Origin of the sequence: Microbacterium sp. lyk4-40-TSB-66 (genome assembly GCF_030209475.1) — a bacterium.
Lineage (GTDB): Bacteria > Actinomycetota > Actinomycetes > Actinomycetales > Microbacteriaceae > Microbacterium.
Genome location: NZ_JARVRW010000014.1, coordinates 54,189 through 77,111, shown reverse-complemented (window position 1 = coordinate 77,111; position 22,923 = coordinate 54,189). Strand labels below are relative to the sequence as shown.

At 69.7% G+C, this 22,923-nt stretch carries 21 protein-coding genes; 14 read left to right on the top strand and 7 right to left on the bottom strand.

Annotated elements, in window-relative coordinates; genetic code table 11:
• Positions 1-477: hypothetical protein (locus QRO03_RS15645; RefSeq protein ID WP_285138420.1), on the top strand; the 477-nt coding region annotated here is incomplete at its 5' end.
• Positions 478-809: 332 nt separating this feature from the next.
• Here the strand turns inward: QRO03_RS15645 and QRO03_RS15640 are convergent.
• The 3 genes from QRO03_RS15640 to QRO03_RS15630 all read right to left on the bottom strand — a co-directional run bounded on the left by QRO03_RS15640 (position 810) and on the right by QRO03_RS15630 (position 4,861).
• Positions 810-2,354, bottom strand: a complete 1,545-nt coding sequence (locus QRO03_RS15640; protein WP_285138419.1) for a DHA2 family efflux MFS transporter permease subunit — start codon at positions 2,352-2,354, stop codon at positions 810-812.
• Positions 2,351-2,974, bottom strand: coding sequence for a PadR family transcriptional regulator (locus QRO03_RS15635; protein ID WP_285138418.1), 624 nt, complete (start codon positions 2,972-2,974; stop codon positions 2,351-2,353). The genes QRO03_RS15640 and QRO03_RS15635 overlap by 4 nt, the downstream gene beginning before the upstream one ends.
• 156 nt (positions 2,975-3,130) lie before the next feature.
• Complete coding sequence (locus QRO03_RS15630) at positions 3,131-4,861, bottom strand: BCCT family transporter (RefSeq protein WP_285138417.1); 1,731 nt, start codon at positions 4,859-4,861, stop codon at positions 3,131-3,133.
• 112 nt (positions 4,862-4,973) lie between these two features.
• On the opposite strand from QRO03_RS15630, the gene QRO03_RS15625 reads away from it, so the two are divergent.
• The 9 genes from QRO03_RS15625 (at position 4,974) to QRO03_RS15585 (ending at position 15,165) form a co-directional block, all read left to right on the top strand.
• A complete protein-coding gene (locus QRO03_RS15625) occupies positions 4,974-5,903 on the top strand; it encodes a phosphoribosylaminoimidazolesuccinocarboxamide synthase (protein ID WP_285138416.1) in 930 nt (309 codons plus the stop codon).
• Positions 5,904-6,083: 180 nt separating this feature from the next.
• Complete coding sequence (locus tag QRO03_RS15620; protein WP_285138415.1) at positions 6,084-7,421, top strand: uracil-xanthine permease family protein; 1,338 nt, start codon at positions 6,084-6,086, stop codon at positions 7,419-7,421.
• Positions 7,422-7,877: 456 nt separating this feature from the next.
• Positions 7,878-8,927 (top strand): LacI family DNA-binding transcriptional regulator, encoded by a 1,050-nt coding sequence (locus QRO03_RS15615; RefSeq protein WP_285138414.1) that lies wholly within the window; start codon positions 7,878-7,880, stop codon positions 8,925-8,927.
• A 62-nt stretch (positions 8,928-8,989) separates the two neighbouring features.
• The gene (locus QRO03_RS15610) at positions 8,990-10,282 is read left to right on the top strand and encodes a sugar ABC transporter substrate-binding protein (RefSeq protein ID WP_285138413.1); all 1,293 of its coding nucleotides are present in this window, start codon (positions 8,990-8,992) and stop codon (positions 10,280-10,282) included.
• Positions 10,283-10,345: 63 nt separating this feature from the next.
• Positions 10,346-11,287, top strand: a complete 942-nt coding sequence (locus QRO03_RS15605; protein ID WP_285138412.1) for a carbohydrate ABC transporter permease — start codon at positions 10,346-10,348, stop codon at positions 11,285-11,287.
• Position 11,288: 1 nt separating this feature from the next.
• Complete coding sequence (locus QRO03_RS15600; protein WP_285138411.1) at positions 11,289-12,251, top strand: carbohydrate ABC transporter permease; 963 nt, start codon at positions 11,289-11,291, stop codon at positions 12,249-12,251.
• The gene (locus tag QRO03_RS15595) at positions 12,248-13,186 is read left to right on the top strand and encodes a carbohydrate kinase family protein (RefSeq protein ID WP_285138410.1); all 939 of its coding nucleotides are present in this window, start codon (positions 12,248-12,250) and stop codon (positions 13,184-13,186) included. Before QRO03_RS15600 ends, QRO03_RS15595 begins: the two co-directional genes overlap by 4 nt.
• A 1-nt stretch (position 13,187) precedes the next feature.
• Complete coding sequence (locus tag QRO03_RS15590) at positions 13,188-14,156, top strand: glycoside hydrolase family 68 protein (RefSeq protein ID WP_285138409.1); 969 nt, start codon at positions 13,188-13,190, stop codon at positions 14,154-14,156.
• 298 nt (positions 14,157-14,454) lie between these two features.
• On the top strand, positions 14,455-15,165 hold the full coding sequence (locus QRO03_RS15585) for a hypothetical protein (protein ID WP_285138408.1): 711 nt from the start codon (positions 14,455-14,457) through the stop codon (positions 15,163-15,165).
• Positions 15,166-15,199: 34 nt separating this feature from the next.
• On the opposite strand, the gene QRO03_RS15580 is transcribed toward QRO03_RS15585, so the two are convergent.
• Positions 15,200-16,321, bottom strand: coding sequence for a DUF4190 domain-containing protein (locus QRO03_RS15580; protein ID WP_285138407.1), 1,122 nt, complete (start codon positions 16,319-16,321; stop codon positions 15,200-15,202).
• Between the two features lie 318 nt (positions 16,322-16,639).
• Between QRO03_RS15580 and QRO03_RS15575 the strand changes: the two genes are divergently transcribed.
• Positions 16,640-16,888: a hypothetical protein gene (locus QRO03_RS15575; protein ID WP_285138406.1), complete on the top strand. Its 249-nt coding sequence runs from the start codon at positions 16,640-16,642 to the stop codon at positions 16,886-16,888.
• 221 nt (positions 16,889-17,109) lie between these two features.
• Positions 17,110-18,441 (top strand): Na+/H+ antiporter NhaA, encoded by a 1,332-nt coding sequence (gene nhaA, locus QRO03_RS15570; protein WP_285138405.1) that lies wholly within the window; start codon positions 17,110-17,112, stop codon positions 18,439-18,441.
• 6 nt (positions 18,442-18,447) lie between these two features.
• Here nhaA and QRO03_RS15565 read toward each other — a convergent pair whose 3' ends face one another.
• From QRO03_RS15565 to QRO03_RS15555, 3 genes are all read right to left on the bottom strand, one after another.
• A complete protein-coding gene (locus QRO03_RS15565) occupies positions 18,448-19,044 on the bottom strand; it encodes a hypothetical protein (protein ID WP_285138404.1) in 597 nt (198 codons plus the stop codon).
• A gap of 78 nt (positions 19,045-19,122) precedes the next feature.
• A complete protein-coding gene (locus QRO03_RS15560; protein WP_285138403.1) occupies positions 19,123-20,136 on the bottom strand; it encodes a LacI family DNA-binding transcriptional regulator in 1,014 nt (337 codons plus the stop codon).
• Positions 20,137-20,168: 32 nt separating this feature from the next.
• On the bottom strand, positions 20,169-21,623 hold the full coding sequence (locus QRO03_RS15555) for a glycoside hydrolase family 1 protein (RefSeq protein ID WP_285138402.1): 1,455 nt from the start codon (positions 21,621-21,623) through the stop codon (positions 20,169-20,171).
• 172 nt (positions 21,624-21,795) lie between these two features.
• Here QRO03_RS15555 and purS point away from each other — a divergent pair, with 172 nt between their 5' ends.
• Both purS and purQ read left to right on the top strand, forming a co-directional pair.
• The gene (gene purS, locus QRO03_RS15550; protein ID WP_285138401.1) at positions 21,796-22,044 is read left to right on the top strand and encodes a phosphoribosylformylglycinamidine synthase subunit PurS; all 249 of its coding nucleotides are present in this window, start codon (positions 21,796-21,798) and stop codon (positions 22,042-22,044) included.
• A complete protein-coding gene (gene purQ, locus QRO03_RS15545) occupies positions 22,041-22,748 on the top strand; it encodes a phosphoribosylformylglycinamidine synthase subunit PurQ (protein WP_285138400.1) in 708 nt (235 codons plus the stop codon). Before purS ends, purQ begins: the two co-directional genes overlap by 4 nt.
• Positions 22,749-22,923 lie beyond the last annotated feature (175 nt).

Here is a 22,923-nt window from a genome sequence, read left to right as displayed (position 1 = left end):
GCGGAGGACCCACGCCCCGGCATCCCTCCTCCCGCCCCGGAATCACCTCCCCTCCCGGCGCCGGGGCAACCCTCCCGCGCACCGGCCGAGGCCGCGCCTCTGGCCTCGGCAACCATCGCCCGCTACCGTGTGGGCATGGTCGACCGGGATGCCATGGCGCGCGGCCGCGAGGTCTTCGACCCCATCGCGGAGCAGCACTGCCGCCTGCCCGGAATCGACATCGGTCGCATGTTCGGCACCGAGGGACTCCGCGTACGCGAGAAGGTCTACGCCTTCGTGGTGCACAACGGCTCGCTCGTCGTGAAGCTGCCGGAACGGCGCATCGGCGAACTCGTGGCTGCCGGAGGGGCCGGTCCGATGATCATGCGCGGCCGCCCGATGCGCGAATGGGCGGAGGTTCCGCTGGACACGGGCACCGACCGATGGCAGCGCCTCATCGATGAGGCTCGCGCCTTCGTCGACGAGATCACGCCGTAGCCTGGCGGCGACCCGACGCGGCTCGCCACGACATCGCCCGGCGACGCCCCGCGACCCCGCCGCCCTCGCGACGGACCGCGCTCGGCGGAGGAGCTGCGGCGAACGGAGGACCGCCGGCGCGGCATCCGTCCTCCCCTCCCCGCATCTCCTCCCCTCGTCAGCGCCGCGACCCGCGCTCGCGCCACTCGCCGCACACCCGAGGCACGACGCACGCCGCACACCCCGCATACGCCCCTCCCGCCGATCGCCCCGCACGGCCCCACCCGCCGCCCACCCCACGCACGACGAACGCCGCCGCCCCACCGGGGACGACGGCGTTCGACAGAGGCGGGTTACTCGCCCGCGGCGGCGGGCGCGGCCTGCGCCTGTGCGGCCGGTGCGGCGTCACGCGGAGCGCCGTGCGGCCGGATCACCGAGGGGCGTCGCATGAACAGGACCGCGATCAGCCCCACACCGATGACGATGATCGGCAGTACGAGCGACTGACCCATCGCCTGCGAGAACCCGCCGACGATCTGCGGCGGAAGCGTTCCGGTTCCGAAGCTCGCCCCGGCATCCCCCGCTCCGGGGAGGTTCGCCTCGAGACGTGCCTGCATGAAGGCGGCGATGGATGCCGAGCCGATCACCGATCCGACGGTGCGGGTGGTGTTGTAGATGCCGGCGCCGGCGCCCGCCTGACGCGGCGGGAGGTTGCGCGTCGCGGTGGTCGCGAGCGGACCCCACATGCCCGCGTTTCCGATGCCCATGAAGACGGAGGGGATGAGGAACATCCAGATCGGCGCGTCGTTCAGGATGAGCGCGACGTAGATGCTCAGCGCTCCGCCGACGAGCAGCAGACCCGGCACGAGCAGGAACCGCGGGTCGGTGCGATCGAGGAGCTTGCCGGCGAAGGGGGCGAGCACGCCCGAGAGGATGGCGAGCGGCACGAGCAGCAGCGCCGACTCGGTCGGGGTGAGGCCCCGGGCCAGCTGCAGGTAGAACATCTGCGGGAGCGCCATGCTCGTCACGGTGAAGCCGACCGCCGCGATGGCGAGGTTCGCGATCGAGAAGTTGCGGTCGCGGAACAGGTCGAGCGGCACGAGCGGTTCGCCCTTGCTGCGCGCCTGCGTCCAGATGAACAGCGCCATCACGGCGACGCCCGCCGCGACCATCGCCCAGATCCACGCGGCCCACGAGTAGTGCTCGCCCTCCTGCAGACCGAACACGATGAGGAACAGGCCGACGGCGCTCAGGACGACTCCGACGATGTCGAACTTGTGCGCGGTGCGCGGCAGCTGCGGCACGAGGATGACGGCGGCGATGAAGCCGATGATCCCGACGGGGATGTTGATGAAGAAGATCCACTCCCACCCGAGGCCGTCGACGAGCAGGCCGCCCGCAAGGGGGCCGACGAGGGTGGCGACACCCGCGGTCGCTCCCCACAGCCCCATGGCCGCTCCGCGGTTCTGCGGCGGGAAGGTGCGGGTGATGACGGCCATCGTCTGCGGCGTCATCATCGCCGCTCCGAGGCCCTGCACCGCACGCGCGGCGATGAGCACCTCGAGCGAGGGCGCCAGGCCGCAGGCGAGGGAGGCGATCGTGAAGATCGCCAGACCCGTCAGGTAGATGTTCTTCGGGCCGAACCGGTCGCCGAGGCGGCCGGTGATGAGCAGCGGAACGGCATAGGTCAGCAGGTAGGCGCTGGTGACCCACACGACGTTGTCGAGGTTGCCGGTGTTCGGGTCGAGGGCCGCCTTGATGGCGGGGTTGGCCACCGACACGATCGTGGTGTCGACCAGGATCATGAAGAACCCGATGACCAGGGCCCAGAGGGCGGGCCAGGGGCTACGGGCGGGAGTTCGAGTGGATGCCGTCGTGGCGGCGCGGGAGTCGGTCATGGGGTGGTCTCCTTCGAGACGTGACGCTTGTTCTTGATGTGTTCGGGGATCTCGGCGATGCCCCAGGCGAGGGAGCGATCGGAGAGGCGCGCGCGCAGGGAGTCCTGCCACGCGAGTTCGGCGTCGAGCAGGGCGGACTGCCGCTGCAGCTCGACGAGGAATTGCTCGGGGGTCTCCCGCCGGGTCGCCCCCGCGAGTCCGGTGCGATGCTCGTCGACAGAGGCGACGAGCAGGTCGCGGCGCCGGTCGAGCAGGGCGACGACCTCGTCGCGCTCGAGGTTGTGCGCCTCCGAGAGCGCGACACGGAAATCGCTCGCCCGATCGATCTGGGGCAGCTCGGTACGCACCCATTCCTCCACGGCGTGACGACCGGCGGGAAGGAGCGTGTACGTCGTGCGCTCGGGGCGGTTGCCCTCGCGGTCGACGCCGACCTCGGCGAGCAGGCCGTCGCGCTCGAGGCGGGCGACCGTGTGGTAGATCGTGCCCTTCTGCAGGGGCACCAGACGATCGTCGCGACGTTCCTTCAGGAGGCGCACGATCTCGTAGGTGTGCATGTCGGCCTCGCGAAGGGTCGCGAGGATCATGACCGCGATCGGGGTGAGGCGGACGGGCTGCGGCATCCGTCCTCCTCGTGGTCCGTGTCGACTAGTCCACGTGGACTATACGCCCCTCACGAACGTCGCGCGAACCCCCTCGCAAATTCGTCGAGCGTCCAGAACACGCCGCGTCGCGGAAGCGCGCGCGGCGTGTTCTGGACGCTCAACAGGGGGATGGCGTCAGGACGACGACGACGGCGTCTCGGAACGCTCCGGCGCGGGAGCGCTCGGGGCCGCACGCCGCTGCCCCCACCGGATGGACATGCCGAAGATGCCGCGCTGGTTGGGCTCCTCGACCTCGAGTCCGTAATGCTCGCCGATCGAGTCGCGCAGCTGCGCCCGCTCCGCCTTGTCGTACGCGCGCAGCTCGCGCCGGAAGGCCACCACCGTGGCCCAGCAGATGGCGAGCAGCACGAGGCTGAACGGCAGGGCGATGCTGATCGCCGCCGTCTGCAGCGCCGTGAGTCCGCCGGCGATCAGCAGAGCGAACGCGATGAGCGCCGTCGCGAGGGCGAAGAAGATGCGCACCCAGTTCTTGGGCTCTTCCTCACCGCCGGTGGCGATCATGCTCATGACCAGTGCGCCCGAGTCGGCCGAGGTCACGAAGAACACACCGATCAGGATGAGGAAGCCCACGACCAGCACCGCCGACCCGGGAACGCCCTCGAGCATCTGGAAGAGCGCCGTGGACACGTCGATCGTGCCGTCCTCCCCGACCAGCGAGGCGTTTCCGCTCAGCTCGCCGTAGATGGCGGTGCCGCCGAGGACGGTGAACCACAGGATGCCGACCAGCGTGGGCACCAGGATCACTCCGGTGACGAACTCGCGAACCGTGCGGCCCTTCGAGATGCGCGCGATGAAGATTCCCACGAAGGGCGCCCACGAGATCCACCAGCCCCAGTAGAACGCCGTCCATGCCCCCTGCCACGCGACGCCGTCGTCTCCGGAGTAGGCGCTGACGGTGAACGACAGCCCCACGAAGCTCTGGATGTAGTTTCCGATCGACTGCACGACGTCGCGCAGGAGGAACTCGGTGGGCCCGACGAACAGCAGATACAGCATGAGGATGCCGGCGAGCACGAGGTTGATGTTCGACAGCCACTTCATGCCCTTGCCGACGCCGGAGAGGAGGGAGAAGAGCACGAAGCCGGTGATGATGCCGATGATGATCGCCTGGCTGATGATCGTGGGAGGTACGAGCCCGAGGAAGTCGAGGCCGGCGCTGATCTGGATCACCCCGAGTCCGAGCGAGGTGGCGACACCGAAGAGCGTCCCGACCAGCGCGGCGACGTCGATCGCGTTGCCCCACGCGCCCTGGACCAGCCGGGCGCCGAGGATGGGCTCCAACGCCCAACGGATCGTCCTCGGACGCTTGCGCCGGTGGAAGGCGTACGCGAGGGCGAGTCCGATCACCACGTAGATCGACCAGGCGTGCACGCCCCAGTGCAAGAAGGTCTGCGACATCGCCTGCTGCGCCAACTGCGCCGGCGTGCCCTCCACCCCGGGACGCGGCGAGATGAAATGGCTGAGCGGTTCGCTCACGCCGTAGAACACGAGCCCGATACCCATGCCGGCGGCGAAGAGCAACGCGAACCACGACATGGTCGAGAATTCCGGCTCGTCGTCGTCCTGGCCGAGCTTGATGTTGCCGAACCGGCTGAAGCCCATCGCCAGGGCGAACACGACGAAGAACGCCGCGATCAGCACGTAATACCAGTTGAAGGTCGAGACGATCGCCGTCTGCACGGTGTCGAAGGTCGCCTCGGCTGCCGCGGGGAAGAGGAGAGCGAAGGCGACGAAGGCCAGCGCGATCCCGGCGGCCGGCCAGAAGACCCATCCGCGGATGGTCTTGTGGCGACTGCCCAGGTGCGGGTCGATGTTCACCGCGGAGTCGGGGGATGCCTCGGTCATCTGATCAAGGGTAGTCACGGCCGCCGGCGCGACCGGGGGGGCAGGCGGGGGACGACGGCGTGTGACACAATCCGCGCCGGTGCGCGGTGCCCGTACCCGCGATAATGAGCGGGTGACCTTCGCTCCCCCGCTCGAGCTCCCCGGTTGGCGCCACACCTACTCCGGCAAGGTGCGCGACCTGTATGTGCCCACCGACACCCCCGACGACGCGTCGCCCGCGCGCCTGCTCGTCGTCGCGAGCGACCGCGTGAGCGCCTTCGACCACGTGCTCGCCCCCGGCATCCCGGACAAGGGCGAGCTGCTCACGACGCTGAGCCTGTGGTGGTTCGACCAGCTCGCCGGCGCCGACGGCGGCCGCGGCATCCCGAACCACCTCGCTTCCGACCATGCGCTCGAGGGCGACGACACGGTGGGGCTGATCCCGGATGCCGTGCAGGGGCGCGCGATGCTCGTCCGCTCCCTCGACATGCAGCCGATCGAGTGCGTCGTGCGGGGCTACCTGACCGGCTCGGGCTGGGCCGAATACCGCGCGGAAGGAACCGTCTGCGGCATCCCCCTCCCCGAGGGGCTCGAAGACGGCGACCGCTTGCCGGAGCCGCTCTACACCCCCGCCTTCAAGGCCCCGATGGGCGAGCACGACGAGAACATCACGTTCGAGAGGTCGGTCGAGCTCGTGGGCGCCGAGACCGCTTCGGCGCTACGCGACGCGTCGCTCGAGATCTACCGTCGCGCCTCCGCGACCGCCGAGGCGCACGGGCTGATCCTCGCCGACACCAAGTTCGAGTTCGGCTTCGACGCGGACGGCGTGCTGACGCTGGCCGACGAGGTGCTGACGTCGGACTCGTCTCGCTACTGGGACGCCGAGGCCTGGCGCACCGGCACCACCCCCGCCGAGCGGATGGCGAGCTTCGACAAGCAGATCGTGCGCAACTGGCTCGCCGACAATTGGGACAAGAAGGGCGAGCCCCCCGCACTCCCCACCGAGATCATCGAGCGCACCCGCGAGCGCTACGCCGAGCTGCTGCGCCTGCTGACGTCCTGACTTCGCCCCCGGCGTTGCCGCCGACATCACGTGACGTCGCCGGAACCACCCCGCGAGATCACGTGACCTCGCACGGCTGATACCCGAAAGCACGTGACCCCGCCGAGAGCACACGACACGGGGTGTGAGTTCGGCGGAAGCACGTGACCTCGGCATCCATCCACCACCTCGAGGAGACAAATGTTCCGCTGGAAACTGCACGGCAACGGCCGCACCGTCGCGCCCGGGGCCGTCGTCGCCCCGGGTGAACGCCTGAACTGGGGCGCGACGATCGCGATCGGGCTCCAGCACGTCATCGCCATGTTCGGCGCGACGTTCCTGGTGCCGGTGCTCACCGGTTTCCCGGTGTCGACGACGCTGCTGTTCTCGGGCGTGGGAACGCTGCTGTTCCTCCTCATCACCCGCAACCGCCTCCCCAGCTACCTCGGCTCGTCGTTCGCGTTCATCGCACCGATCACCGCCGCCACCACCATGGCCGGCACCGGGTCGGCGCTCGCGGGGATCGTGGCCGTCGGCATCCTGCTCGCCGCCATCGGCTTCATCGTGCAGTTCGTCGGTCTCGGTTGGGTCGACAAGGTCATGCCCCCGGTCGTCGCCGGCGCGATCGTCGCCCTCATCGGCTTCAACCTCGCCCCCGTCGCCTGGTCGAACTTCCAGCTGCAGCCGCTACCCGGAACCATCACCCTCGTCGCGGTGATCCTGTTCAGCGTGCTGTTCCGCGGTTTCCTGGGCCGCATCTCGATCTTCCTCGGCGTCATCGTCGGCTACGTCGCGACCGTGATCATCCAGGCCGTGTCGGGTGAGATCCTGATCGATTTCGCCGCCGTCGAGGCCGCTCCCTGGGTGGGCCTTCCCACGTTCGAGTTCGCCGACTTCACCACCCCCGCGACCTGGTCCGTCATCGCGATGTTCCTCCCCGTCGTACTGGTGCTGGTCGCCGAGAACGTCGGTCACGTGCGCGGAGTCGCCGCGATGACGGATGCCACCGCGAACCGCTCGACCGGTCGCGCCCTCATCGCCGACGGCGTCGCCACGACCCTCGCGGGAACCTTCGGCGGCTCGGGCACCACCACCTACGGCGAGAACATCGGCGTGATGGCCGCGACCCGCGTGTACTCGACCGCGGTGTACTGGGTCGCCGGTCTCACCGCGATCGTGCTGAGCCTGTCGCCCAAAGTCGGCGCGGTGTTCAACACCATCCCGCCCGGGGTGCTCGGCGGCGTCACCACCGCGCTGTACGGGCTGATCGGCATCATCGGCATCAAGATCTGGGTCGACAACCGCGTCGACTTCTCGCGCCCGGTCAACCAGTACACCGGCGCGGTCTCGCTGGTGATGGCGATCGCCGGGTTCACGCTGCAGTTCGGGCAGTTCCAGCTCGGTGCCATCGTGCTCGGCTCGGTCGCCGCCCTGGTGATCTACCACCTCGGTAACGCCATCGCCCGCGCCCGCAAGACCGGCGCCGACGACGGCGGCCCCATCCCCGCGGTGGGCCCGCTGGGCGGCGACCCGAGCTGATCCGGCGGCCAGCCTCGCCGCGCCGTACCGAGCGGGACACGCCAGCCTTCCCCCCGCTCCGACTCCGGATGGCACACGCGAGGCGCACCACGTGTCCCATTTCGTGCGGGGTGAGGCCCCGCGAGCAGCACCATGTGGGACATGCCCACACGTGGAGCGCCACCCGCCGGCACACGCGTCCCACCTCGTGCAGCGCGACGCCCCGCTAGCTGCACCTCGTGGGACATGCCCACGCGCGGAGCGCCGCTCCACGCCACACGTGTCCCACCTCGTGCAGCGCGACGCCCCGCTAGCTGCACCTCGTGGGACATGCGACACGCAGACGTCTCCACGGGGGAGCCACCGTTACCCCACCGTTACTTGACACGGATGCGCTCCACACCTCACACTGATCTCGGTCGCAGATAAATCGGTTTATCAGCAAGATAAATCGATTATCCAACGGAGGGTGGGGCGATGACTCGAGTACGTCTGGCCGACGTCGCGAAAGCCGCCGGCGTCTCCCCCGCGACCGTCTCGCTCGTGCTCAACGACGCCGAGTCGCGCATCTCGGATGAGACGAAGAAGCGGGTCCGTCGCGTCGCCGACGAGGTGGGGTACTCCCCCAACCCGATCGCCCGGAGCCTGCGCACCCGCGTCACCGGCACCATCGGCCTCGTGTCCGACCGCATCGCCACGACGCCCTTCGCCGGCCGCATGCTCGCCGGCGCGCAGGAGGTCGCCCGCGAGAACGGCCGACTCGTCATCCTCGTCGACACCGACGGCCACCCCGAGATCGAGTCCGACGCGATCACCACCCTCGTCAACCACCGCGTCGACGGCATGGTCTACGCCTCGATGTACCACCGGGTCATCCCGGCGCCCGCGGGTCTTCCCGCCGGCACGGTGTTCCTCGACTGCCGCCCCGAGGACGGCGGCTACCCTGCCGTCGTCCCCGACGACTACGCCGGTGGCCGGGTCGCCACTCAGGAGCTCGTCGACGCGGGACACCGCCGCATCGCCTTCATCGACAACGACGAAGACCGCCCGGTCGCCGCCGGGCTCCGCCTGCGCGGCTACCTCGACGTGCTCGCCGAGTCCGGTATCGAGCCCGACCCCGCCCTACACGTGTTCTCGCCGACCTCGGCGGCGGGCGGGCAGCAGGCCGCGGCCGACCTGTTCGCCCTCGCCCCCGCTCAGCGCCCGACCGGCATCTTCGCCTACAACGACCGCATCGCGGCCGGCGTCGTGACGTGGGCGCACCGCCACGGCATCCGGATCCCCGAAGACCTTTCGATCGTCGGCTACGACGATCAGCAGCTGGTCGCGTCCGAGCTCGACCCGCCGTTGACCACCGTCTCCCTCCCCCACGCGGCCATGGGTCGCTGGGCGATGGAGGTCGCCCTCGGCCTCCGCGAGGCCGACATCGATTCCCCCCACCTCATGGACTGCCCGATCGTTCGTCGGGCTTCCGTCGGCCCTCCTGCGCACCTCGGCAGCGCGCGGGACCCCCGGGCCACGGACTGACGCCGCGCCACGCGGCCCCCTCTCCGGCGACAGCGATGTCGCCGCCACTCGAAAGGAACACGATGAAGAAGTCCTTCATCCCGCTCGCCGCGACAGGTGTCGTCGCAGCGCTCGCGCTGACCGGTTGCGGCCAGGCAGGTCAGGGGGGCGCGACGACCGAAGACGGTCGCACCGTGCTCACCATGTGGACGCACTCCGCGGGCAACCCCGCCGAACTCGCGGTCTACGAGCAGATCATCAGCGACTTCAACGCCTCGCAGGAGAAGTACGAGGTCAAGACCGAATCGTTCCCGCAGGGCGCGTACAACGACGCGATCGTCGCGGCGGCGGCCTCGGGCGACCTGCCCTGCCTCCTCGACCTGGACGGGCCCATCATGCCCAACTGGGCCTGGGCCAACTACCTGCAGCCGCTGAACATCTCCAGCGACATCACCGACAAGCTGCTCCCCACCGCGGTCGGGAAGTACAACGACGAGATCTACTCGGCCGGGTACTGGGATGCCGCCCTCGGCATCTTCGCGCGCAAGTCGGTGCTCGACGCCAACGGCATCCGCATCCCCAACATGGACCAGCCCTGGACGACCACCGAGTTCGACGCCGCTCTGGCGACGCTCAAGGCCGCCGGCTACGAGACCCCGATCGACCTCGGCGCGGAGGACAAGGGCGAGTGGTGGCCCTACGCCTACTCCCCGTTCCTGCAGAGCTTCGGCGGCGACCTCATCGACCGCGACACGATGCTGTCGGCCGACGGTGCCCTCAACGGACCGGATGCCGTGAAGTGGGGGCAGTGGTTCCAGTCGCTGTTCACCAACGGCTACGCCAACAGCGGCGGCACGGTGGGCAACCAGGAGTTCGTCGACGGTGACGTCGCGCTCAGCTACACCGGTGTGTGGAACGGTCTCGCCGCGGTGGATGCCGTGGGCGACGACCTGCTGATCCTCCCGCCGCCGGACCTCGGCAACGGCCCCAAGATCGGTGGCGGCTCGTGGCAGTGGGGCATCTCGGCCTCGTGCAGCGACCCCGAGGGCGCGCGCGAGTACCTGGAGTTCAGCTTCGACGACAAGTACATCACCCAGTTCGCCGACGAGCAGCTCGTGATCCCCGCCACCGAGGCGGCCACCGAGGCGTCGAAGTACTTCAACTCCACCGACGGCGCCCTGCGTCCGTTCGCGGAGTTCTCCAAGGAGTACGCCGTGCTGCGTCCCGAGACCCCCGCCTACGCGGTGATCTCGAGCACGTTCGAGACGGCGGCCAAGGACATCATGAACGGCGCCGACGTGCAGTCGGCTCTGGATGCCGCGGTCACCGAGATCGACACCAACATCTCCTCCAACGACGGCTACGGCGCGAACTGACGCCGCGACCAGCGGTGGGGGTCCTCCTCGGGCCCCCACCGCGCCCCGCGAAAGAAGAACCTGATGACCGTGTCTCCTCCGGTCGCCGCGGCGAAGCAGCCGCGCCGATCCCTCCGCCGCATCCGATCCTCGCGTGGAAGCGAGACGTGGGCGGGCCTGGCGATGATGGCTCCCGCCGCCCTCCTGCTCGTGCTCTTCCTGATCGTGCCCGTGCTGCTGGCGTTCACGCTGTCGTTCACCAACGCCCGCCTGATCTCGCCCAACCCGCCGCGCTTCGTCGGTCTCGACAATTTCTTCCGGGCCTTCACCGCCGACCCGGTGTTCCTGCAGTCGGCGCTGAACACCTTCCTGTTCGCGCTGGTCGTGGTGCCCGTCCAGGCCGGCCTCGGGCTGCTGCTCGCGGTACTGGTGAACCAGCGCCTCCGCGGCACGACCTTCTTCCGGGTCGTCTTCTTCATCCCGGTCGTCACCTCGATCGTCGTGGTGTCGATCCTGTGGCGCTTCATGTACCAGAGCGACGGTCTCATCAACTCGATGATCGACACGCTCACCTTCGGCGCACTGCAGGGTGCCGACTGGTTGAACGATCCGAGCACCGCGCTCGGCGCCATCATCGTGCTGTCGATCTGGCAGGCCGTCGGGTTCCACATGATCATCTGGCTCGCGGGGCTGCAGACCATCCCCGAGGAGCTGTACGAGGCAGCCCGCATGGACGGGGCGAGCCGCTGGCGCCAGTTCACCAACGTCACCTGGCCGGGCCTGCGCCCCACCATGGTGTTCGTCCTCGTGACGATCACCATCGCCGCCCTCGGCCTGTTCGTGCAGGTCGACGTGATGACCCAGGGTGGTCCCCTCAACTCGACGTCGACCGTCGTGTTCCACGCCGTGCGCAAGGGCTACGAGCAGCAGGAGATCGGCTACGCCGCCTCCATCTCGTTGCTCTTCTTCGTCGCCGTGCTCATCATCGCGCTCATCCAGCGCTGGTTGACCCGAGAGAAGAACTGACATGACCAGCACCCTCGAGCGCCCCGACGGCGCCGCACGAGCGTCACGCCCCGCTCGTCAGAGCTCTCCCGCCCGCACCCGCACCCGCTCGTCGGAAGGCCGCAACGGCCGCATCCTCACCTACGTGTCGATGTCGATCCTCGCGGTGTTCTTCCTCTTCCCGCTGGTGTTCATGTTCGTGTCGAGCCTGAAGCCCGACGCGCAGATCCTCCGCGACATCAACTCCCCCGCGGCGTTCCTGCCCACCGGCGAGATCAGCCTCGACAACTACTTCGGCGTCTTCGACCGTGTGCCGGTGGCGCAGTTCCTGTTCAACTCGATCTTCGTCACGGTCCTCACCGTCGGACTCGGCCTGATCGTGAACTCCCTCGCGGGCTTCGCCCTGTCGCGCCTGCGCTGGAAGGGCCGGGTCGTCGTGCTCGCGCTCATCATCGCGACCCTCATCGTGCCGTTCGAGACGATCGCGGTGCCGATGGTCTACTGGGTGAACCAGCTGCCCACGCTCGTCATGGAGGGCGGCGTGCTGAAGTACGACTTCGGCTGGCTGAACACGTACGAGGTGCAGATCGTGCCGTTCATCGCGAACGCGTTCTCGATCTTCCTGTTCGCGCAGTACTTCTCGACCATCCCCACCTCGCTCGACGAGGCGGCCCGCATCGACGGGGCGAGCTGGTTCACCATCTACCGCCGCATCATCGTGCCCCTGTCCGGTCCGGCGTTCGCGACGGTGGCGATCCTCACCTTCCTGCCCGCGTGGAACCAGTACCTTTGGCCCCTCATGGTCGTGCAGAAAGAGGAGTTGAGACCCGTCATGGTCGGTATGCAGTACTTCTTCCAGCTCAATACCGCGTGGGGTGAGGTCATGGCCTACACCTCGCTCATCACGCTGCCCGTGCTGATCGTGTTCCTGGTGTTCCAGCGCGCCTTCGTCAGCAGCATCGCGGCATCCGGGGTCAAGGGATGACGCGCGAGTTCGATGTCGTGGTGCTCGGCGAAGCACTCATCGACATCGTCACCACTTCCGCCGGGGCGGCCGAGCGCCCCGGCGGAAGCCCGGCCAACGTCACCGTCGCCCTCGGGCGGCTGGGTCGCGACGCCGCCCTCGTGGCCCGCGTCGCCGACGACGAGCGCGGGCGGGCTTTGAACGCGTGGCTCTCGGCGTCCGGGGTCGAACTCCGCACCGCGGGCACGCCGGAGCGCACCGCCACGGCACGCGCGATGATCGACGAGCGCGGAAACGCCACCTACGACTTCGACATCGATTGGACGCTCCCCTCGCCCGTCGAGGTGCCCGCCGCGCGGATCTTCCACACCGGGTCGGTCGCGACGACCCTCGCGCCGGGTGCCGACGAGGTGCGCGCCGCCGCGGAGCGCGCCCGGACGTCGGCGCTCATCAGCTACGACCCGAACATCCGTCCCGCCCTCACCGGTGGCGTGGCCGACGCCCGCGCTCGCGTCGAGGCCCTGGTCGCCCTGAGCGACGTCGTCAAAGCCAGCGCGGAAGACGCCGAGTGGCTGTATCCCGGTGTGGCCGCCGTCGACGTCGCCCGCGCGTGGGTGGCGCTCGGCGCCGGTCTGGCCGTCATCACCGATGGGGATGCCGGATCCCTCGGCGTCACCGCGCAGTCCACCGTCGAGATCCCCGCCGTGCCGACCCGCGTGATCGACACCGTCGGCGCGGGAGACACGTTCATGGGCACGCTGCTCGACGGCATCCTGAACGTTTCCGGCGACGTCGCCGCCCTGCGCGCCGCGGTGCGCGCCCTCGATGAGACCACCCTCACGCCCCTCCTCCGTCGCGCGGCCACCGCCGCCGCGATCACCGTCGGTCGCGAGGGCATGGACCCCCCGACCCGTGAAGACCTGCAGCGTGCCGCTGCGCCGACAGAAAGTGCCTGACGTGTTCGACCTCGCCGATTCCTATGTGTGGGATTTCTGGTTCGCCGACGACGGCGACGCCTACCACCTCTTCTTCCTCTACGCCTCCCGGGCGCTGCACGACCCGGAGGACCGTCACTACCGCGCCTCCGTGGGCCACGCCGTCTCGACCGATCTCGTGTCGTGGGAGCGTGTCGCCGACGCCCTCGTCCGCGGTGGCGCCGACGACTTCGACGCCCTCGCCACGTGGACCGGCTCGACCGTCCGCCGTGCCGACGGCACCTGGTTCCTCTTCTATACGGGGTCGCGCCTCGACGACGACGGCCGGAACGTGCAGCGGATCGGCTACGCCACGAGCACCGACCTCTTCACCTGGCACAAGAACGCGGCGAACCCGGTCCTCGAGGCGGACGGCTCGATCTACGAGCGCCTCGAGACGAGCGATTGGCACGACGAGGCGTTCCGCGACCCGTGGGTCTTCGCCGATCCGGCGGGTCACGGCTGGCACATGTTCGTCACGGCTCGCGCGACGCACGGCGCGGTCAACGGCCGCGGTGTGGTCGCCCACGCGACCTCCCCCGACCTCGAGACGTGGCAGTTGCAGGCCCCGGTCAGCGAACCGAGCGACGACGGCTTCGGGCAGCTCGAGGTGACCCAGGTCGAAGAGGTCGACGGCCGCGCGGTGCTGCTGTTCTCGTGCATGACCGGTCAGGCGATGGATGCCGTGCGCGGGCGCCACCCGCGGGGGGCGGTGTGGGCGGTGCCCGCCGACAGCGTGCTCGGCCCGTTCGACATCGCGGCCGCAACGCCGATCACCGACGACGACCTCTACGTCGGCCGTCTGATCCAGGACCGGGCGGGCACCTGGCAGCTTCTGGCGTTCCGCAACGTCGGCCCCGACCGTGGTTTCGTCGGCGGCATCACCGATCCCATGCCCGTGGGCTGGGACGGCGACCGCCTCGTCGTGAAGCAGCCGGCCCTGTCGGCCTGACACCCGCGACCACGAGCGCGCACGCCCGTTGGGGGCGTGCGCGCTCGGTGTTCCGTGTCCGCGCGACCGGGCCGGCCGTCGCGCGCACGCGAGAAAAGCCCCGCCACGAACCCTTTCGAGAGAACTCCGACCCCCTGGTACCGCGGTCGATCACCGGGCGCCGCGGGAGCGCGCGACCCATCGCTCCGCACCCGGAGTGCTCCATCTCCTGGTGCTCCGCGAGGCGGGTGTGCCACGCTGTTGCTGGTCTCCCTCCGGCGGTCGCCGCCGGGCGGGCCGCTTCGCTAGGGGGGCGTCGATGCATAACGCTGAGGTCGAAGCGGTACGGGTCGGCGACCAGGTGTCCGCCGCCGGGGTCCTTCGCGAGGGGGAGTCCTCCCGCCTGCTTCTGATGCGAGGCGAGGGCGTCTACGGCGAGCTGTTCAACGAGACGGATTTCTTCGCGATGCCCGTCGAGGGCCTCACCGGTGTTCAGCCGGACGGCATGGTCTCGGTCCGGGGCGTCTGGACGGGCCGGGCCATCGTCGACGCGGACGCGACGGACGGAGGCAGGGGTGTGGCGCTCTTCCCGCAGATCAGCCGGAGCAGTTTCCCCGACGTGGACGGCGCCGACGACCGTTCGGAGATCCTCCGCAGCGAGGTGCATGAAGCGTGCGACGGCATCCGCGACGGCGCCCTGGTGGCTTTGCTCGCCGCGCGGAGTGAGAAGGGGTGGTACGGGCTCGCGTCGGCCGTCGATGTCGAGACGGTGCGGGCGGCGCTCGAGCCCCTGCTCGGCACGCATCTTCACGTGGTGCCCAGCGCATGGAGCCGAGACCACGTCGACCATGCTCAGACCGCCGCCTCAGAGGTGGTGGAACCCTTCCAGTCCGGAACCGGCTGGGATGCCGACGGCCGCTTCCGCGCCCACATGCTCGTGCACCACATCACGCCGGAGCTCGCGGCTGTCGTGAATCGGTTTCCCGCGGAGATCCTTCATGTCGAGGCGTGGATGAAACGGGCGGGATGATCCCGTCACGTGAGGCGTGCCCACCCGGCGCGACTCAGCGCGCGGCGTTCTTCAGCGACCCCGTGGTCTCGCCCGCGGGATCGGTGATGAGGCAGGCGATCTGCCGGTCACCCGACTCCCACGTGTCGCTCGTGGGGACGACGTAGGTGTAGTCCAGGGTCGACTCTTCGTACGAGACACCGACGAACGACGCGAACGCTTCGTCGCAGGACCGCTGCGCGGTCGAATCCATCTGGTCGTCACCCGGGAAAGACCCGTCGGGGACGACGGCTTCGCCGAACACCTCGTACGTGTGCGGAACGGCACAGTCGACGACGTTGTCGGTGGTGATGAAGCCCGTCGCGACCTCATCGAGGCACTGGCCGACCTGCAACGACAATACGTCGGCGGGAACGTCCTCACCCGGGTCGATGAGACCCCCCTCCCCCGTGGCCGCGGCATTGCCCGCCGTACCCGCGATGACGGCGAAGGCGACGAACGCGATGACGGCGATGGTGCCGAGAACGGTCATCACCGAGCCCACGACGATGCCCGCGATCGCCAGACCGCGGCCCTTCTCACCGGTTCGTTTGACCTGCGCGAGCCCCACCGCACCGGCGATGATCCCGCCGATCGGGACGAGGAAGCCGAGCACGATCGCGAAGATCGCCACCACATTGGTGCGATTGGCGTAGTCGACGGGCGAAGGAAGGGCGGTCGCCCCGGCATACATCGGCACCCCCGGCGACGGCGGAACGCTCGGGGAGGGCCCTGTTCCGGCGTCCGCACCGGGCGCCGGGGCTGCCGGGACGGACCCCACGATCAGCCCCTGTTGCGCGAGTCGGACGCCCGCGACGTGTGCCGCCTCGCGCACCACATCGCCCGCTTTGACGGCACCGACCGCGCCCCCCTTGAAGAACCCGCCCGCCGCCGAGTGCACGAACGTGGCCACCGCGCCCTCCGGGGCGTCTCGGACGTGAACGTCGAAACGCACGTGCATGTCCTGCCCGGCGAACGCCCCCGCGATGAGAGTGGTACCCAAGCTCCCCCGGGAGACGTCGAGCGAGCCGGTCGCCGTGGGGTTGACGGTGAAACCCTGCTCCGTCAACACCGACGCGACGGCATCGCGAGCGGGTTCTGCGGGGAGGATGAGATGCAGTTCGAGAGGCTCGGACATGGAGGTCTCCTGGGATCGTCCACGCTGACGGCTCGCAGCGCGTGAGCAGCATATCCATCGGGCGGAACGGGCCGGATCTACGCACCGTCCCCCTGATCGTCACCGTTCGTCTATCCGGCGTCGCGGGACACGGCTTCTCCACCTCGGTCGGCACCGAAAACGGTGAGGCACGGAGTCCCGCCCGCGACGGGGGCGCCGCGTACCGCCGGCCAGCACACCCCTCCTCACCCCGCAAGGGTGGATGCCACCACCCCGCTGCTCGGTAGCGTCGAGCACCCGGCGAGGCGACGGCGCCCCGCCCCGACGAGAGGCATGCTCATGGCATCCGAAATCTCCGATCCCTCGCAGGCGGCTGCGGACGAGAACGCCTACGAGGGCGCCGACGTCGAGGTCTCACCCACGGAGGGGACACCCGGAGCCGCCGCCGCCGACGACTCGGAGGGCGAGCCGAAGCCCGGCGGGCTCGGCACAGACGGCACCATCCCGAACGACCCCGACGGCGTCGCCGCGGGACACTCCGACACCGCGTCGCACTTCAACCCCGAAGAGGACGAGAAGTCGGCCTGAGCGATCTCGCCCGCCCGACCGCAATGGTGGTCGGACGGGCGGGTCCCGGTCCCCTTCGACAGGCTCCGGGACCTCTCGGGGCGGAGAAGGTTACGCCCCTCGTCGGCTCGAGGACCTGTCACCGGAGGAGGCTGAAGCCTCCGGCTCCCGCCGGTAGAATGGGTGATGGTGAGTCGGGAAGTCTGGTCGACATTCTGTCGATCGACCCCTGAGGAGGCTTCATGAGCCACGACACCGTCCGCGCGCCGAGCTGGCCCGGCTACGCCGAAGTCCACCGCGTCACCACCCTCCTCCGACGGGAATCCGTCGGCGGCATGCTCCTGGTCGTTGCGGCCATCGCCGCCATCGTCTGGGCGAACTCCCCGGCATCGGAGTCGTACTTCGCGTTGCGCGACTTCCGGTTCGGCTACGAACCGTGGCACCTCGAACTGAGCGTGGGCGCGTGGGCCGCCGACGGTCTGCTCGCCGTCTTCTTCTTCATGGTCGGTCTCGAGCTGAAGCGCGAGATCGTCGTGGGGAGCCTGCGACGTCTCAACACCGCGATCGTGCCCGTCACCGCCGCCGTCGCCGGCGTCGCCGTGCCGGCTCTCATCTACGTCGCCATCGTGCACACGCAGCCGAGTCTGTTGGCCGGATGGGCCATCCCCACCGCGACCGACATCGCCTTCGCCGTCGCGGTGCTCGCCCTCGTCGGCTCGCACCTGCCCGGACCGCTGCGGATCTTCCTGCTGACCCTCGCCGTCGTCGATGACCTCATCGCCATCGCGATCATCGCCATCTTCTACACCAGCGAAATCTCGCTCCTCCCGTTGGCGGTGTTCGCCCTTCTCGTCGCGGTCTACGCCGTCATCGCACACCGGGGGCGCGCCTGGTTCGCGCGCACTCCGTGGGGTGCGTGGGTCGTGCTGTTGCCGGTGGGCTTCGCCGCCTGGGCGTTCCTGCACGCCTCGGGCGTCCACGCCACGATCGCCGGTGTCGCGCTCGCCTTCACCGTGCCCGTGGCCGCGTCTCGCCGGCACCCGCAGGTGCGGGGCATGGATCTCGCCGAACAGTTCGAGCACCGCTTCCGGCCCCTGTCCTCCGGCATCGCCGTGCCGCTCTTCGCGTTCTTCGCCGCGGGCGTCTCGGTCGGCGGCGGCGACGGACTGATGCGCGCCGTCTCGGACCCCGTCACGATCGGGGTCGTCGCGGGACTCGTGCTGGGCAAGCCGATCGGCATCCTGCTCGGAGTGCGCCTGCTCACCCTCGTGACGAAGGTGCGCCTCGACCCCGCTCTCAAGTGGATCGACCTCGCCGGGGTCGGGCTGCTGGCCGGAATCGGCTTCACCGTCTCGCTGCTGATCGCGGAGCTCAGCTTCCCCGAGGGCTCGCCGCACACCGACGACGCGAAGATCGCGATCATGGTCGCGTCGTTGCTCGCCTCACTGCTCGCGTCGGCCGTGCTGCTGGTGCGCAACCGGCGCTACAAGCAGCTCGCGCTCGCCGAAGAAGTGGATGCCGACGGTGACGACGTGCCCGACGTCTACCAGCAGCCGGTCGACCGAGACCGCTGAGAAACGTCAGCCGAAGACCTGCGACGAGATCTCCGACAACCACGCGCGGGCGTTCACGTTGACCGTCTCGAGGTAGATCCACGTGCCGTCGCGGGCGACGACGACGTCCTCGGTGTCGGTCGACGCACCCGGCGACACGCAGTACTGCGCACCGAGGTCGTCCGACGCCTGGCACTGGTAGCCCTGGCCCGGCAGCGAGGCCAGCCCCGACTCGACGTCGGCCGCGCTCGCGCTGCTGATGATGATCAGCACCGCGGCGACCTCCTCCTGGATCCAGTTGCACGACAGGTCGGTCGTGGCGTTCGCAGGCGCCGGCCGCTCGAAGTCCGCGGCGTACTGGGAGGTGAGGTCCCCGACGGTCTGCTGCCGCGTCGCGGCCGAACCCAGGTCGTCGCACGAGGTCGGGATCGAGCCGGATGCCGCTGCGCTCGACGTCGGCGTGGCGCTCGGTGTCGCGCTGGCCGACGGGCTCGACGCGGGGCTCGCACTCGCACTGGTCGCGGTCGGCGACGGCGCCGGGGCGGGTGTGTCCGGGCTGCATCCCGCGAGCGCCGTCACCGCACAGAGCACCACTGCCGCCGTCAGGACGAACTTCCCTCGCATGCGAGCCCCCACTCTCTCCGGCGCCTCGTCGCGCCCGTCGTCGCTCACGATAGCGGGCGCCGGCCGCCGAACGCAGCCTCAGGCCGACGCGCGCTCCACGACCTCGGTGGGCAGCATCGTCGCGTGCGCCGCGGGGCGTCCCGCGAGGATGTCGAGGAGCACGGATGCCATGTGCCTCCCCTGCAAGAGCGAGGGCTGGCGCACGGTGGTCAGGGCGGGCGTGAGCGCCGTCGACACCGACGAATCGTCGAAACCGATCACCGCGATGTCGCGCCCCGGTTCGATGCCCTTCTCGCGGAGGGCGGTGTACGCCCCGCGCGCCATGAGGTCGCTGGCCACGAACAGCGCGTCGAGTTCGACCCCCGTGGACAGGATGCGGTTCATCGCCAGGGCGCCGCCCACCTCGGTGAAGTCGCCGTTCTCGACCCCGAGGGGTTCGAGACCGGCCGCCGCCATCTCGACGCGGAAGCCTTTCAGCCGGTCGATGCCGGCGGGCATGTCGGGCGACCCCGAGACGGTGGCGATGCGGCGGTGCCCGCGCGAGAGCAGGTAGGCGGTGGCCGACCGACCACCCTCGACGTTGTCGACGTCGACGTAGTAATCCTCGGCGCGCACGCGCGCCGGGCGTCCGCCGTACACGACGGGCACCACGTCGGCGATCCGCTCGAGAAACGTGTCGCTGGTGTGGTGCGAGGCGACGATCGCCCCGTCGACGCTGCCACCGCGCAGATACGCGAGCGCCTTGGCGCTGGCGTCGTCGCTGGCGATGAGCATGTTCATGATGTAGTCGCTGTCACCGATCACCTCCCCGATGCCGGCGACGATCGAGGCGAAGAACGGGTCGCCGAAGAAGCGATCGGTCTGCTCGGGGATGACGAGCGCGATGGCACGCGTCTGTCGGCTGGCCAGCGAACGCGCCGCGCGATTGGGGACGTACTGCAGGTCGTCGATCGCGCGGCGCACGGCCTCGAGGGCGGCCGGCGAGACCGCGGTGGAACCATTGACCACGCGAGAGACCGTCGAGCGCGAGACACCGGCGCGCGCCGCCACTTCTTCGATGGTGGCGGCGCCTCGAACGGGTGCGAGTTCCATCGCGATGCCTCCTCGAAGCCCTCGCGCGAGGGTCACACCGCGGGTTCGGTGGCCAGTGCGCGCTCGGCGATGATGTGAGCGTACTGCCGGCCGGAGTCCTTGATGGTGCGCTCCTGGGTCTGGTAATCGACCGACACGATGCCGAAGCGCTTGGCGTATCCCCAGGCCCATTCGAAGTTGTCCAGCAGCGACCAGTAGAAGTAGCCGCGCACGTCGACGCCCTTCTCGACGGCATCCAGCACGGCCGCCAGATGCACCTCGACGAACTCGACGCGTTCGGTGTCGTGCACGCGGGTCTCACCGTCTTCGACCACGACCGCGTCGTCGTACGACGCACCGTTCTCGGTCACGTACAGCGCCGTGCCCGCGGGGGCGGAATACTCCTCGCTGACACGCTCGAGCAGGCGTGTGAGCCCCTCGGGCTGCACCTCCCAGCCCATGTTGGTGCGCGCCAGGCCGCGGTCGTGCCAGAACAGGTTCTCGTGCGCGGGGAACGGCTTGCCGATCGGCCGCGTGGTGGGCGCATCTCCGGCGGGCGGGTCGACCTCCGGCGGTGTCCCCCCGACGAACTCGCCGTGGTAGTAGTTCACCCCGAGCGAGTCGATCGGGGTCGAGATGACGTCGAGGTCGCCGGGCTGCACGGCGTCCTGCCAGCGGGCCACGGCCTCGGCGTCGGTGTCGCGGAAGTCCTTGATGATGTCGGCCGGGTAGGCGCCGCGGAACACCGGGTCGAGGAACCAGCGGTTGAACTGCCCGTCGATGCGTCGCGCGGCGTCGAGGTCGGCGGGGCTCGCCGGGTTCGCGGCATCCGCCACCGTCAGGTTCAGTGTCAGGCCGAGGTTGAGCGATGCGTCGCGGGCACGCAGCTCGCGAACGGTCTGGCCGTGCCCCAGCAGCAGATGGTGCGCGGCGAGCATCCCCTCGACCTGCGAGTAATGCCCCGGAGCGTGGGCACCGGCGGTGTAGCTGAGGAAAGACGAGCACCACGGCTCGTTGAGGGTCGTCCACACGTCGACGCGGTCGCCGAGGGCGTCGTGCATGTCGAGCGCGTACTCGGTGAAGCGCTCGCTCGTCTCGCGGACGGTCCACCCGCCCTTCTCCTGCAGCGCCTGCGGGAGGTCCCAGTGGTACAGCGTGAGCCAGGGCAGGATGCCGGCGTTCAGGAGCTCGTCGACGAGACGCTTGTAGAAGTCGACGCCCTTCGGATTCAGCGCGCCGCCGTCGGGGCGCACCCGCGACCACGAGGTCGAGAAGCGGTAGGTCTGGAGGCCGAGCTCCTTCATCAGCCGCACGTCATCGGCGTACCGGTGATAGTGGTCGCACGCGACGTCGCCGTTGTCGGCGTTGATGACGGCGTCGGGGACGCGGCAGAACGCATCCCAGATGGATGCCGTGCGCCCGTCTTCGAAGGCGGCTCCCTCGATCTGATAGGCCGCGGTGGCGGCACCGAAGAGGAAGCCGTCGGGAAACGCTCGGGTGTGGGACATGGTTCGGGATCCTTCCGTGGGCGCGAGGGTCATCCTCTCACCGACATCCATATGATGCCACGTCGGCGTGGGAGCGCTCCCACCCGGGTCGACGCCGCTCGCCTCCCTGCAGAATCGCGCGACGGCCCTTGTAGACTGGCATCCACAACGCCACCCGACTCCTGGAGCTGCAGTGCCCACCATCGTCGTCGACGTCATGCCCAAGGCCGAGCTTCTCGACCCGCAGGGGAAGGCCGTCGCCGGCGCCCTGTCGCGGCTCGGCGAGAACCGCTTCTCCGACGTGCGCATCGGCAAGCGCTTCGAGCTCACCGTCGAGGGCGAGGTCGACGAGGCCACGCTGGCCCGCGTGCGCGAGCTCGCCGACGAGATGCTCTCGAACGCCGTCATCGAAGACGTGGTCAACATCGAGGTCGTGGAGTGACCGCCCGCATCGGCGTCATCACCTTCCCGGGCTCGCTCGACGATCGTGACGCCCAGCGGGCGATCCGCCTCGCGGGCGGCGAGCCGGTGGCCCTCTGGCACGGCGAGCACGACCTGAAGGGCGTCGACGCCCTCGTGCTCCCGGGCGGCTTCAGCTACGGCGACTACCTGCGCGCCGGCGCGATCGCCGCCTTCGCGCCGATCATGGCCGAGGTCAAGGACGCCGCCGCCAAGGGCCTGCCCGTGCTCGGCATCTGCAACGGCTTCCAGATGCTCGTCGAGGCGCACCTCCTGCCGGGCGGCCTCATCCGCAACGCCCACCAGCAGTTCATCCGCCGCGATCAGCGCCTGCGCGTCGAGAACGCCTCGACGGCGTGGACGAGCGACTTCGCCGAGGGCGACGAGATCGTCATCCCGCTGAAGAACGCCGACGGCGGATACATCGCGGATGCCGAGACCCTCGCCCGCGTGAACGGCGAGGGCCTGGTCGCCTTCCGCTATCTCGGCGTGAACCCCAACGGCTCGCTCGACGACATCGCCGGCCTCACCAACGAGCGCGGCAACGTCGTGGGCTTGATGCCGCACCCCGAGCACGCGGTCGAGCCCGGCTTCGGCCCCGGCACCAGCGCCGCCATGCGCTCGGGCGTCGACGGTCTCGGCTTCTTCACCTCGGCGATCGCCGCCGTGGTGGGCGCCGCGGCCTGACACGCGGGCGGTTCGAGCTGGCGCTCGTGACCGCGGCGGGGCGCCGCGGCCGCGCCGATACGTGGGGCTTCGCGCGCGGCGACGAACCGCGCACCGGTCGGCGCGATCACGTGACCTCGTCGACGTGGCACGGAACGGCGGGTGACCTCGTCGAGGTCACGTGATCTGGCGCACA